Below are 13,589 nucleotides of genomic sequence, written 5' to 3'. Positions count from 1 at the left end.
AAACTGTGAAAATATCAGATCGATGGCAAGGCTGCATAGCAGTGGGCGCCATCGATTTTTTGATCTTAAAAATGGTTGAATAGGATCATTAAAAAAACAAAAAAGCCCAGAAAAATTTCCTGGGTGGCTGTGACTTATTTAGGTCAAACGGCGGCAGCTTCTGCCAGTGCCATTAACAACTCATTTAGTTCAGCTGGTGTTTCAATAATCTGGTCTGGAATCACCGCGGGTTGTGCTTGTTGATTTTTGCGGTGATTGAACCAAAATGTTTGCCAACCAGCATGTTTAGCACTGGTCATATCGAAGGCGGCGTTGTCACCAACGTAAGCCGCTTGATTTGCTCTGAGGCCCGCTTGATGGGCCCAAGTCGTAAAAATTGATGGGTCCGGTTTGGCGAGACTGAGTTCATCGGAAATGAAAATTTTATCAGGATGAACATAGCGTTCAATTTGTAACTGATGCAATTTAGCACGCTGAATGTTGGCAGGACCGTTCGTAATGATCCCAATTTGAAAACAGTGGCTTAACTTTTCCAACACGGCTGCTAATCCTGGAAAAAGTTTAATTTCGGACAAGGCTTGTTGATAAGCCATTTCGAATTGAATCGCCCAATCGGTACTAATCGTTTCCGTGACCAGATCAGTCAAAGCATAGCGTAAACGTGCTGTTTGCCAAGCTTCTAGACTGAGTTCTTTGGCGGTGACTTGATGAAATGTGCGGTCCGTAAAGTCGCGAAAACGTTTAAAAACGTCAGCCAATTCGACCGGTGTAAAACGTAACTGTGAGGTCTGCGTTAACGCCGTGCCAAATGGTGATTTTTGATCATAGAGTGTGTCGTCTACATCAAAAATGATGGCTTTGATCATGTGAATTGAGCCTCCTATGCAAGATAGTATCTTAACACACTTTGTGAAATTCACAAATTCTCGCTGAAAATTCTTGCAAGCGAGGCCAAACTTCGGTATACTAATTTTCGGTGTTAAAACCAATTCACACTCGTCGGGATGACGCTGGATGTGCTCGGGAGAGTTCCAGTGGCAGTTGAGCGACGAGGAGGAATAAAACAAATTTTTTTGGAGGCATATATATTATGGCTGTTATTTCTATGAAACAATTGCTTGAAGCCGGTGTCCATTTCGGTCACCAAACTCGTCGTTGGAATCCAAAGATGAAACCATACATCTTTACGGAACGTAACGGAATCTACATCATTGACTTACAAAAGACGGTTAAGATGATCGATTCAGCTTACAACTTCGTTAAGGATGCTGCGGCTGATGACGGTGTGATCTTGTTCGTTGGGACTAAAAAACAAGCACAAGACTCAATCGAAGAAGAAGCAACCCGTGCTGGTCAATACTACGTTAACCATCGTTGGTTAGGTGGGACTTTGACCAACTGGAATACCATCCAAACTCGGATCAAGCGTCTTAAAGATTTAAAGAAGATGGAAGAAGACGGTACTTTCGATCGTCTACCTAAGAAGGAAGTTTCATTATTAATCAAGCAACGTGCTAAGCTTGAAAAATTCTTGGGCGGTATCGAAGATATGCCTCGGATCCCAGACGTAATCTTTATTGTTGACCCTCGTAAGGAACAAATTGCGGTCAAGGAAGCTCACAAGTTGAACATTCCGATCGTTGCGATGGTTGATACGAACACTGATCCTGATGATATTGATGTCATCATCCCATCAAACGACGATGCTATTCGTGCCGTTCGTTTGATTACTTCAAAGATGGCTGATGCTGTCATTGAAGGCCGTCAAGGTGAAGATGAAGACGTTACAGAAGACTCATTCAAGGGTAACAAGGACACTAAAAAGTCCGCTGACTCTTTGGAAGACATCGTTGAAGCCGTTGAAGGCGACAATGACAAGAAGTCTGACAATAAATAATTGAAATAATTAGGCTGTCTAAAAAATCGCGGACCTCATCGGCCTGATTTTATGGGCAGCCTTTTATAAAAAAATCAAGCGGACTCAAAGGAGAGTTACACTATGGCAAAAATTTCTGCAGCACAAGTTAAAGAACTTCGTGATAAAACCGGCGTTGGTATGATGGACGCCAAAAAGGCGTTAGTTGAAGCAGAAGGCGACATGGCTAAAGCCGTTGACGTTTTACGTGAAAAGGGCGTTGCTAAAGCTGAAAAGAAGAGTGGCCGTGTGGCTGCCGAAGGGATGGCCGCTGTGGCGATTCATGGCGATCATGCCGCAATCGTTGAAGTTAACTCAGAAACTGACTTCGTTGCATCTAGTGATCCTTTCAAAGACTTAATTGCTAAAGTTGCCGATCAAATCGCTTTGGAAGCACCTAAGGATCTTGACGCCGCATTGGCTTTAAAGACTGAAAAGGGTACGATCAATGATGATATCATTGAAACTACGCAAGTAACTGGTGAAAAAGTTAGCTTACGTCGTTTCAAAGTAATCGAAAAGCAAGCTAATCAAAACTTTGGCGCTTATATTCATAATGGTGGCCAAATTGGTGCTTTAGTTGTCTTAGACGGTGCTGACGAAGCTACTGCCAAGGACGTTGCAATGCACGTTGCAGCCATTAATCCAGAATATGTCTCACGTGACCAAGTGCCCGCTGAAACTTTAGCCCATGAAAAAGAAGTTTTAGTTAAGGAAGCTTTGAACGAAGGCAAACCTGAAAAGATCGTTGAAAAGATGGTTGAAGGCCGCTTGAACAAGTGGTTAGCTGAAATCAGTTTGGATGATCAAGAATTTGTTAAGGATTCTGACCAAACCGTTTCACATTACGTTGAATCAAAGGGTGGCAAGGTTAATACCTTTGTTCGCTTTGAAGTCGGCGAAGGGATTGAAAAGCAAACTGGTAATTTTGTAGACGAAATTATGAGTCAAATCAAAAACTAATTAACGCTTTGATAGCCAATTGGGGATTGCGACAAACTTTGTTTTGTGGTGATTCCCTTTTTTTGCGAAAAAATGATGATTTAGCTGGCTTATTGCGGCTTTGCTATAATGGTTATTAATAATATGGTAGAATGGTTACAGATAATCTCGAGGAGGACGAAACGATGTCGGAAGTAAAATATAAGCGCGTGATCCTAAAGCTGAGTGGAGAAGCCTTAGCCGGTAAAAAAGGCTTTGGCATTAATCCACCAGTTATCAAAACGGTTGCAGAAGAACTCAAGGACGTTTACGCCATGGGTGTTCAAATTGCCATCGTCGTGGGTGGCGGTAATATGTGGCGTGGTGAAGCAGGGGCTCAAATGGGTATGGAACGGGCACAAGCCGATTATATTGGCATGCTCGCCACCATCATGAATGCCTTGGCACTTCAAGATAATTTGGAATCTATTGGTGTTCCGACCCGGGTTCAAACTTCGATTGAAATGCGTCAAATCGCTGAACCCTACATCCGACGTAAAGCCATGCGACATTTGGAAAAACGGCGTATTGTGATCTTTGCTGGTGGGACGGGTAGCCCGTATTTCTCAACGGATACGACGGCAGCCTTACGTGCAGCAGAAATCAACGCTGATGCTATTTTAATGGCAAAGAACGGTGTCGACGGGGTTTATTCTGCTGATCCTAACAAGGACCCATCTGCGGTTAAATATGAGACATTGACTCATCTTGATATTATCAACAAAGGGCTACAAGTGATGGATACAACTGCTAGTTCATTATCAATGGATAATGATATTCCGGTAGTGGTCTTTAACTTAAATAAACCAGGTAATATTCGCAAAGTTGTTGCCGGTGAACACATCGGAACAACAGTCAGGGGGAAATAACATGGCAGTTACAGAACCGATTTTAAAAGATGCACAAGCAAACATGAAGAAGGCAGAAATTGCCTTACAACGTGAATTAGGGAATATTCGGGCTGGCCGGGCGAACGCTTCATTGTTAAACCGGATTTCAGCAGATTATTATGGGACGCAAACCCCATTGAACCAAATGGCATCAATCACGATTCCTGAACCACGGGTTTTGATGGTGACCCCATTTGACAAGAGTGCTTTAAAAGAAATTGAAAAAGCTATTTTGGCTTCTGATCTTGGGATTAGTCCAGCTAATGATGGGACTGCGATTCGTTTAGTGATTCCACAATTAACGGAAGAACGTCGTAAAGAATTGGCTAAAGATGTTAAGGCTGAAGGTGAACGCGCTAAAGTTGCCGTTCGAAATGTTCGTCGTGACGCGATGGATGATTTGAAGAAGGGCAACAAGGCTGGTAACTTCACTGATGACCAATTACATGATCTAGAAGACCAAACGCAGAAGATTACGGATGCGGCTGGTAAATCAGTTGACGGTATCGTTGCTGACAAGGAAAAAGAAATTCTTGAAGGCTAGTAAGGTGCCACAATTTATTAAGGCTTGAAGAAATTCAAGCCTTTTTTTGTTGACGAATAGTTTAATGTGGTTTTTTTTGGTAAAATAGTGCTTGGTTAAGCTATTTTTGGAGGTGCAACTTGTTCGCTTTTTTAAATAAGAAAGATCCAGCGGAAACAACTGATTTAGAATTAGATCCGAAACGAATCCCTGCACATATTGCGATTATCATGGATGGCAATGGTCGCTGGGCGAAAGCACGGCATTTACCACGGATTGCTGGTCATAAAGAAGGCATGAATACGGTCAAAAAAGTCGCGATCGCGGCCAGTGATCTTGGTGTGAAAGTTCTGACTTTATACGCTTTTTCGACGGAAAATTGGAAACGGCCCACCGATGAGGTCAACTATCTCATGCAACTGCCAGTTAACTTTTTCGATACCTTTGTGCCAGACTTGATCAAAAACAATGTGCGCGTTCAAGTGATGGGGTACACGGACAAGCTGCCTGTCAGCACACAAAAGTCGGTCCGTGACGCGATTGCGGATACTCAAGCTTGTGATGGCATGGTGTTGAACTTTGCGCTTAATTACGGCTCACGGGCAGAAATTGTCACGGGAATTCAGCAGATTGCGCAACAGGTTGCGGACGGTCAGCTCGCAGTCGCCGATATCAATGAAAAGACAGTTGACGACGCGTTGATGACGGCGCCACTAGCGCCATACCATGATCCGGATCTGTTGATTCGTACGAGTGGTGAAGAGCGGATCTCGAACTTCTTGCTGTGGCAAATTGCCTATAGTGAACTGGAATTCACGGCGGTTAAATGGCCAGATTTCACTGCCGCAACGCTCCAAGCGTGCATTGCGGATTATCAGAGTCGTGACCGTCGTTTTGGCGGCTTATCGGCAAAAAAATAAAAAGGAGTTTTAGATATGAAACAACGGGTCATCACAGCGGTCGTTGCGCTGATTTTATTCATTCCCGTCATTTTCATTGGCGGGATTACGCTTGACATTGTCGCCATGCTACTTGGTGCGATTGCCATGAGCGAATTATTAGTCATGCGGAAAAAGTTACTGATCTCATTTGAAGCAATTGTCGGCATGTTAGCGGTCATGATTCAAATTGCGCCTAGCAAGTGGTTTAACGGCTTGCCAGACCAACTTAACAAGGGCTATGTCGTTTACTTCTTAATCATCTTGATGTTGTTGCATACGGTCTGGTCACGAAATCGTTTTTCGTTTGATGATGCCGGTGTCTTAACTTTAGGTATTTTCTATATTGGGATGGGCTTCAACTATTTCACTGCTGCACGTGGCGTGAATGTCGAAATGCTGCTTTACTTGATGTTTATTGTGTGGGCAACGGATAGTGGCGCTTACATGGTTGGTCGTAAGTTGGGTCGCCATAAAGTGACCCCCATTAGTCCTAATAAGACGTGGGAAGGCTGCATTGGCGGGAGCTTAATCGGCGTCATTATTGCGACAGCTTTCGCGCTTGGATTCCAAGTGGGTTATCACAATTGGTTAAGTATGTTGCTGATCACGATTGTGCTATCTGTCGTGGGTCAATTTGGTGATTTAGTTGAATCAGCCTTGAAACGGTACTATGGGGTGAAAGATTCTGGCAAAATTTTACCTGGACACGGTGGAATTTTAGATCGCTTTGATAGTATGCTACTTGTCTTTCCAATTGCGCACCTATTCGGGTTATTTTAAGCTTAGTCACCCTCAGACCTGAAAGAAAGGACCGTTAATTTGATAGTTACGATAATTACGTTCATCATCGTTTTTGGTATTTTGGTTATCGTCCATGAATTCGGGCACTTTTACTTTGCAAAACGCGCTGGGATACTGGTCCGGGAATTTTCAGTCGGCATGGGTCCTAAAGCCGTTGCATTTCGGCGGCATGCCACGACGTATACATTACGGTTACTACCCATTGGTGGGTATGTCCGGATGGCGGGTGTGGCAGATGATGAAGACGAAGAGCTGAAGCCAGGGACGCCGGTGAGCTTGCAAATTGGTGAGGATGGCCTCGTCCATTCAATCAATGCCAGCAAGAAAACGACGCTCTTCAATGGCATTCCATTATCAGTGACCGCTACGGATCTAGAGAAAGAACTTTGGATCGAAGGCTATGAGAATGGCGACGAGAGCGAACTGAAGCACTACCGTGTGGACCATGATGCGACCATCGTTGAAAGTGATGGGACTGAAGTTCAAATTGCACCGGTGGATGTCCAATTCCAGTCTGCCAAGCTTTGGCAACGGATGTTGACTAATTTTGCAGGTCCCATGAATAACTTCTTGCTAGCGATTGTGACCTTTGCAATTCTGGCCTTTATGCAAGGTGGGGTCACGACGGTCACGACCAAGGTTCAGGACACTACGGCTAATTCAGTGGCACGTCAAGCCGGCCTTAAAGCTGGCGATGAGATTGTGGCGGTCAATGGTAAAAAGAATACGAGTGCCCAGTCAATTTCACTATTGATCCAAGACAGTCCCAATAAAACGGTTCATTTGACGGTCAAGCAGGGTAGTCAAACGCGGCAGATTGCTGTGAAGCCAGCCGCTAAAACAATTTCTGGTAATCGCATCGGTCAAATTGGTGTCCGGTGGGCAACCTCGACGGATACGAGTCTGGGTGCTAAACTAGCTTATGGTTTTACGGGTTCATGGAATATTACGAAACAGATTTTCCAAGTCTTAGGGCGCATGGTGACGCATGGGTTTAGCCTAAATGATTTAGGCGGCCCGGTCGCAATTTTTGCCACGACCTCTCAGGCGGCTAAATCGGGGCTTCGTCAAGTGATCTATTTACTGGCAGTGTTGTCGATTAACCTTGGGATCGTGAACTTATTGCCGATTCCCGCTTTAGACGGCGGAAAAATTTTACTGAATATTGTTGAAGGCATTCGTGGCAAGCCACTACGTGTGGAAACAGAGAGTGTGATCACACTGATTGGCTTTGGCTTATTAATGTTATTAATGGTCTTAGTCACTTGGAATGATATTCAACGCTATTTCTTTTAAATACTTGATTAAATTGGAACCATATAAGGAGAAGATTTTTAGATGAAACAATCGAAATTGTTAATTCCAACTTTGAAAGAAGTCCCAAATGACGCTGAAGCCTTGAGCCATCAAATGATGCTCCGTGCAGGCTATATTCGTCAGATTTCAGCTGGGATGTACGCGTATTTGCCATTGGCCTATCGTGTGCTAAAAAACGTCGAAGCGATTATTCGCGATGAAATGGAAAAAATCGATGCCGCTGAAATGTTGGTTCCAGCAGTGATTCCTGCTGAATTATGGAAAGCTACGGGCCGTTATGAAACCTACGGGCCAGAATTATTTAAGCTGAAGAACCGGCATGAGCGTGAGTTCATCTTAGGTCCGACCCATGAAGAAACCTTCACGTCAATTATTCGTGACGAAGTGAAGTCTTATAAAAAGTTGCCATTGACGTTGTACCAAATCCAAGCAAAATATCGTGACGAAGATCGCCCACGTTATGGCTTACTTCGTGGCCGTGAATTCATCATGAAGGATGCGTACTCATTCCATGCAGATGAAGGGTCCTTAGATGACACTTTCCAAGACATGGCGCAAGCTTATCAAAATATCTTTGACCGTTGTGGCTTAAAATTCCGCTCGATCATCGGTGATGGTGGTGCCATGGGTGGGAAAGATTCACGTGAATATTCTGCCATTGCGCCTGTTGGTGAAGATACGATCGTTTATTCTGATGCGAGTGATTATGCCGCTAACCTTGAAATGGCGCGGAGTTTGTATGTGCCAAAGAAATCACATGCTTCACTCAAGGATTTAGAAAAGATCGATACCCCTGGTGTGGGCACGATTGATGAATTAGCTGACTTCTTGAAAGTTGGCGCGGATCAATTAGTGAAGAGTATCTTGTTTATTGCGGATGATGAACCAGTATTAGCATTAGTACGTGGTGATCATGAAGTTAACGACATCAAGTTGAAAAACTATTTAGGCGCTGATTTCTTAGCAATGGCGACTCCTGAACAAGCCCAACAATATTTAGGTGCCAGCTTTGGATCACTTGGCCCAGTTAACGTTAACGATGATGTGAAGATCGTGGCAGATGTTTATGTCAAAGACATGGTCAATGTCACGGTCGGTGCGAACGAAGATGGCCATCATTTTACCAATGTTAATCCAGAACGTGACTTTCATGCAGCCGATTATGTTGATATTCGTTTCGCACAAGAAGGCGAATTATCACCCGATGGCGCTGGCGTCTTGAAATTCACCAAAGGGATCGAAATTGGGCATATCTTCAAATTAGGGACACGTTATTCGAAAGATCTGCACGCTGAAGTTTTGGATCAAAATGGTCGTAACATCCCAGTAATCATGGGTTGCTACGGAATTGGGGTTTCACGGTTGTTATCAGCGATTGCTGAACAACGCGCGGATGAAAATGGGCTTGTTTGGCCAAAAGATATTGCGCCATTCGATGTACATGTCATTCCAGTTAATCCTAAGAAGGCGGATCAAGTCGCCGTAGCTGATCAAGTTGAAAAGACTTTAGAAGCTGCTGGTTACAATGTCTTGTACGACGATCGTAAAGAACGTCCGGGGGTCAAGTTTGCAGATTCTGATTTGGTTGGGATTCCAGCCCGAATTACGATCGGTAAAAAGGCCAGCGAAGGCATCGTTGAAATCAAGCTCCGTCAAACTGGCGAAACACTTGAAGTAAAACAAGAGGAAGTTGCCAATAATCTCGCGGTGCTACTAAAAAACATCGATTAGATCACGCGACTTGAACGTTGCAAGTTAATAAAAAAATGCGTACACTTAACTCATTGTGTCTGCAGAAAATCACCTAGTTTCGGCAACCTAGAAACTAGGTGATTTTAGTTAGTTTTTTAAAACATTAAGGAGGAGCACGCGTGAGCTTAAATCAGCAGGAAATGTTTGAGAAATTGCTCGAACAGATCGAGATGCCGATGGATGAAACTTTTCAAGCTGCGACCATCGAAAAGCTGACCGTTCATCAAGCCTCAAAAGTTTGGGAGTTCCATTTACATTTTCAACACGTTTTACCATTTTCACAGTTTATGTCGTTTCAAAATAAACTCCAGATAGCCTTTCACGAAATTGCTAAGATCAATTTACAGATTACAACGGCTGACACCGAGGTTGATCCGCGGGCCTTGGCTGATTATTGGGAATGGATCGTTCAAAATAGTGGCATCAAGTCGCCACTAGTCCAATCACTTTGCAACAGCAATGTGCCGTCTTACGAGGATGGCCGGGTCATTTTATTGGCTGAAAATGAAGTGATTCAGAACTTTTTGACCAATCAAGCGCTCGGACCTATTGAAGAAACCTATCAACAATTGGGTTTTCCTAAATTTTCCGTGCATACCTTGATTGATGAGACGGCATCCCAGGAAAAGATCAAAGCGTTCCATGCCCAAAAAGCTAAGTCTGATCAAGCGTTAGCTCAAAAGGCCGAAGCTGCGATTAAAAAGGCTAACGAGAAACGCGCCCAACAAGCAGATTCACCCGCACCGATTGATGGACCTGTTCAATTAGGTAAACAGATCAATCCGCAAGAACCGGCTAAACAAATGGTTCAAATTACGGAAGAAGAACGTTCAGTGATTGTCGAAGGGTACGTTTTCGACATGGAAGTCCGGACGTTACGTTCACAACGACAGTTATTGATTCTGAAAGTGACTGATTATAGTTCTTCGATGGTCATCAAAAAGTTCTCACGTAATAGTGACGATGAAGCCCAATTTGCGGCGCTTAAGCAAGGCATGTGGGTCCGAGCACGGGGGTCAGTCCAAGAAGATAGTTTCATGCGTGATTTGACGATCAATGCCTATGATATTAATGAAATCTCACATCAATCGCGTGAAGACAAGGCGCCCGCGGATGGTAAACGGGTCGAATTACACTTGCATTCCAACATGAGTACGATGGATGCGACGAACAGTGTGTCTGATTTCGTGGCGCAAGCGGCCAAATGGGGTCAACCTGCGATTGCGATTACAGATCATTCTGGCGCGCAGGCGTTCCCAGAAGCTTTTGCGGCAGGACAGAAAAATAAGATCAAAGTCCTTTATGGCGTTGAAGCCAACATGGTCGATGATGGTGAACCGATCGCCTTCAATGATGCGCATGTCGATCTTAAAGAAGCGACTTATGTCATTTTTGATACGGAAACAACCGGCTTATCGGCGATCTATGATAAGGTCATCGAATTGTCTGCCGTCAAAATGGTTAAAGGCAACGTTGTCGATCAATTTGAAGAGTTTATCGACCCAGGGTTCCATTTATCCGAAACGACGACGAATTTGACGAGTATCACTGATGACATGGTTCGTGGCTCAAAATCCGAGGAAGAAGTCTTTAAACTTTTCCGTGAATTTTACGGCGACGCCATTGTTGTTGGTCATAACGTTACTTTTGATATGGGATTCATGAATACGGGATATGCTCGTCATAACATGGGACCAATCGAAAATCCAATTGTGGATACGTTGACATTAGCCCACTGGTTGTACCCGGAACTTAAACGATTTACATTGAATACGTTAGCTAAAAAGTTCAATGTTAGTTTGGAACACCATCACCGGGCAATCTATGATGCGGAATCGACCGGGCACTTAAATCATCTCTTCTTGAAAGATGCCGAAGAACGCTACGGGGTTCAGTTCCATGACCAATTGAATGATCATATGAATGAGAATGCCGCTTATCGACGGGCACGGCCGTTTCATGCGACCTTGTATGCCCAGACCCAAGCCGGCTTGAAAAACTTGTTCCGGATTATTTCCATGTCGAATGTGGATTATTATTATCGAGTTCCACGAGTTCCACGCAGTATTCTGAATAAATATCGTGATGGTATTCTGGTTGGCTCGGCTTGTTCACGTGGTGAAGTTTTCACGTCAATGATGCAAAAAGGTCAAGCTGAGGCGCGTGAGAAGGCGACTTATTATGATTTTCTAGAAGTCCAACCGAAAGCTGCTTATGCGCCTTTGATTGAGAGTGGGTTGATCGCGGATAACGATCATCTTGAAGACATTATTAAAAATATGGTCAATTTGGGTCATGAGTTAAATATTCCCGTCGCCGCGACTGGGGATGTGCATTACTTAAATCCTGAAGATAAGATCTATCGGAAAATCTTGATTCACTCACAAGGTGGCGCGAATCCGTTGAACCGTACGGAGCGGCCGGATGTCCATTTCCGAACGACTGATGAAATGTTACAAGCCTTTAGTTTTTTAGGCGATGACGTGGCCCACGAGATCGTTGTGGAGACGCCACAGCAGATTGCTGCTAGTTTTGAAGTGGTGCGGCCAGTCAAAGATAAACTCTACACACCACGGATGAAAGGTGCCGAAGCCGAAATCAAGCAATTGACGATGGATCGGGCGCATGCTTGGTATGGAGATCCCTTACCGGAAATTGTCCAAAAGCGCGTGGATAAGGAGTTAAAGAGTATTATTGGGAACGGGTTCTCAGTCATTTATTTGATTGCCCAACGCTTAGTTTTTAAGAGTAACAAGGATGGTTATTTGGTTGGGTCACGGGGGTCCGTCGGGTCTAGTTTAGTGGCGACCTTGTCAGGGATCACGGAAGTTAATCCGATGCCACCACATTACCGCTGTCCAAATTGTCAATATTCGCATTTTTATACGAACAATGAATATGGTTCAGGTTATGATCTGCCACCGAAAGATTGTCCAAAATGTGGCACAAATATGGTGCGCGATGGTCATAACATTCCGTTTGAAACTTTCTTGGGTTTCTATGGTAACAAAGTGCCCGATATTGATTTGAACTTCTCTGGTGACTATCAGCCGATTGCCCATAATTATACGAAAGTCTTGTTCGGAGAGAAGAACGTTTACCGGGCCGGGACAATTGGGACGGTCGCGGATAAAACGGGTTATGGCTATGCCAAAGCCTATGAACGGGACACAAATCAAACGTTACGCACGGCGGAAGTCGATCGGTTAGCCAAGGGTATCACGGGGGTCAAGCGCTCTACCGGGCAACATCCGGCGGGGATTATCGTTGTACCTGATTACATGGATATTTACGACTTTACGCCCGTGCAATATCCCGCTGATGACCAGACCGCGGCTTGGCAAACGACCCATTTTGATTTCCATTCGATCCATGATAATATTTTGAAAATTGATATTTTGGGACATGATGATCCAACGATGATTCGGATGTTGCAAGATTTATCCGGCATCAAGCCAGAAAGTATTCCACCAGTTGATCCCAACGTCATGAAGATTTTTTCTAGCCCTGATGTTTTAGGTGTGACTGAAGATCAAATTTTTTCTAAGACTGGGACGCTAGGGATACCCGAATTTGGGACGCGTTTTGTGCGCGGTATGTTGGAAGAAACCCATCCGTCGACCTTTAACGAACTCCTTCAAATTTCTGGGCTGTCACATGGAACCGACGTTTGGCTGGGTAATGCGGAAGAATTGATCAAGGATGGTACGGTTACCTTAGCTGAAGTTATCGGTTGTCGGGATAACATCATGACCGACTTGATTCACTACGGCATGGAATCGGATATGTCATTCCAAATTATGGAACATGTCCGTAAAGGCCGTGGGATTCCGGATGATTGGCAACAGGCCATGAAAGATTCGAATGTGCCGGATTGGTATATTGAGTCTTGTTTGAAAATTAAGTACATGTTCCCGCGGGCCCATGCGGCGGCTTATATTTTAATGGCGCTGCGGGTGGCTTACTTCAAAGTTTATTTCCCAATGATTTATTACACCGCGTACTTCTCGGTGCGGGCGGATGACTTTGACTTGGTTGCGATGGCCCATGGTAAAGAAGCGGTCAAAGCATCGATGAAAGCCATTACTGATAAAGGGATGGATGCGTCAACTAAGGAAAAGAATTTGTTGACGGTCTTGGAACTGGCCAATGAAATGTTGGAACGTGGCTTTAATTTTTCAATGGTTGACTTAGATAAATCGGATGCGGCGGACTGGTTGATCGATGGCAAAACGTTGATTGCACCATTCCGAGCTATTCCTGGTTTAGGTTTGAACGTTGCCAAGCAGATCGTGGCGGCGCGTGCGGATAAGCCGTTTCTTTCTAAGGAAGACTTGTCAAAACGTGGGAAAGTTTCGAAAACGTTGATTGATTTTATGACAACGAATGGGGTTTTGGAAGGATTACCTGACGAAAACCAACTTTCTTTATTTTAAAAAGCGCGTGAAAGTCGCTTAGTGTTGCGGATT

10 protein-coding genes are annotated in these 13,589 nt (G+C 44.3%); 9 read left to right on the top strand and 1 reads right to left on the bottom strand.

The window, feature by feature from the left end; all coding sequences use genetic code 11:
* Positions 1 to 143 precede the first annotated feature (143 nt).
* The gene (locus tag RA086_RS07760) at positions 144 to 866 is read right to left on the bottom strand and encodes an HAD family hydrolase (RefSeq protein ID WP_308703266.1); all 723 of its coding nucleotides are present in this window, start codon (positions 864 to 866) and stop codon (positions 144 to 146) included.
* A gap of 224 nt (positions 867 to 1,090) precedes the next feature.
* Here RA086_RS07760 and rpsB point away from each other — a divergent pair, with 224 nt between their 5' ends.
* The 9 genes from rpsB (at position 1,091) to RA086_RS07715 (ending at position 13,556) form a co-directional block, all read left to right on the top strand.
* The gene (rpsB, locus tag RA086_RS07755; protein ID WP_308703265.1) at positions 1,091 to 1,897 is read left to right on the top strand and encodes a 30S ribosomal protein S2; all 807 of its coding nucleotides are present in this window, start codon (positions 1,091 to 1,093) and stop codon (positions 1,895 to 1,897) included.
* 102 nt (positions 1,898 to 1,999) lie between these two features.
* Positions 2,000 to 2,878, top strand: a complete 879-nt coding sequence (gene tsf, locus RA086_RS07750) for a translation elongation factor Ts (RefSeq protein WP_308703264.1) — start codon at positions 2,000 to 2,002, stop codon at positions 2,876 to 2,878.
* A 164-nt stretch (positions 2,879 to 3,042) separates the two neighbouring features.
* Positions 3,043 to 3,765, top strand: coding sequence for a UMP kinase (gene pyrH / locus RA086_RS07745; RefSeq protein ID WP_308703263.1), 723 nt, complete (start codon positions 3,043 to 3,045; stop codon positions 3,763 to 3,765).
* Between the two features lies 1 nt (position 3,766).
* On the top strand, positions 3,767 to 4,330 hold the full coding sequence (gene frr, locus RA086_RS07740) for a ribosome recycling factor (RefSeq protein ID WP_308703262.1): 564 nt from the start codon (positions 3,767 to 3,769) through the stop codon (positions 4,328 to 4,330).
* Between the two features lie 119 nt (positions 4,331 to 4,449).
* Positions 4,450 to 5,229: an isoprenyl transferase gene (locus RA086_RS07735; protein WP_308703261.1), complete on the top strand. Its 780-nt coding sequence runs from the start codon at positions 4,450 to 4,452 to the stop codon at positions 5,227 to 5,229.
* A 15-nt stretch (positions 5,230 to 5,244) separates the two neighbouring features.
* Positions 5,245 to 6,030 (top strand): phosphatidate cytidylyltransferase, encoded by a 786-nt coding sequence (locus tag RA086_RS07730; RefSeq protein ID WP_308703260.1) that lies wholly within the window; start codon positions 5,245 to 5,247, stop codon positions 6,028 to 6,030.
* Between the two features lie 39 nt (positions 6,031 to 6,069).
* Entirely contained in the window at positions 6,070 to 7,347 is a 1,278-nt protein-coding gene (gene rseP, locus RA086_RS07725) for an RIP metalloprotease RseP (RefSeq protein WP_308703259.1), read from the top strand.
* 42 nt (positions 7,348 to 7,389) lie between these two features.
* Complete coding sequence (locus tag RA086_RS07720) at positions 7,390 to 9,099, top strand: proline--tRNA ligase (protein WP_308703258.1); 1,710 nt, start codon at positions 7,390 to 7,392, stop codon at positions 9,097 to 9,099.
* Positions 9,100 to 9,239: 140 nt separating this feature from the next.
* Positions 9,240 to 13,556, top strand: a complete 4,317-nt coding sequence (locus tag RA086_RS07715; RefSeq protein ID WP_308703257.1) for a PolC-type DNA polymerase III — start codon at positions 9,240 to 9,242, stop codon at positions 13,554 to 13,556.
* The last annotated feature ends 33 nt before the right edge of the window (positions 13,557 to 13,589 follow it).

This window comes from Lactiplantibacillus brownii (assembly GCF_031085375.1).
In the GTDB taxonomy this organism is placed as follows: Bacteria; Bacillota; Bacilli; order Lactobacillales; family Lactobacillaceae; genus Lactiplantibacillus; species Lactiplantibacillus brownii.
The sequence above is the reverse complement of the archived record's forward strand: the minus strand, read 5'-3'. Positions and strand labels throughout refer to the sequence as shown.

Coding starts and splice junctions, on each gene's coding strand:
- RA086_RS07760 (WP_308703266.1), bottom strand. CDS start 866: ATGATCAAAGCCATCATTTTTGATGTAGACGACACACTCTATGATCAA.
- tsf (WP_308703264.1), top strand. CDS start 2,000: ATGGCAAAAATTTCTGCAGCACAAGTTAAAGAACTTCGTGATAAAACC.
- RA086_RS07720 (WP_308703258.1), top strand. CDS start 7,390: ATGAAACAATCGAAATTGTTAATTCCAACTTTGAAAGAAGTCCCAAAT.
- RA086_RS07730 (WP_308703260.1), top strand. CDS start 5,245: ATGAAACAACGGGTCATCACAGCGGTCGTTGCGCTGATTTTATTCATT.
- pyrH (WP_308703263.1), top strand. CDS start 3,043: ATGTCGGAAGTAAAATATAAGCGCGTGATCCTAAAGCTGAGTGGAGAA.
- frr (WP_308703262.1), top strand. CDS start 3,767: ATGGCAGTTACAGAACCGATTTTAAAAGATGCACAAGCAAACATGAAG.
- rpsB (WP_308703265.1), top strand. CDS start 1,091: ATGGCTGTTATTTCTATGAAACAATTGCTTGAAGCCGGTGTCCATTTC.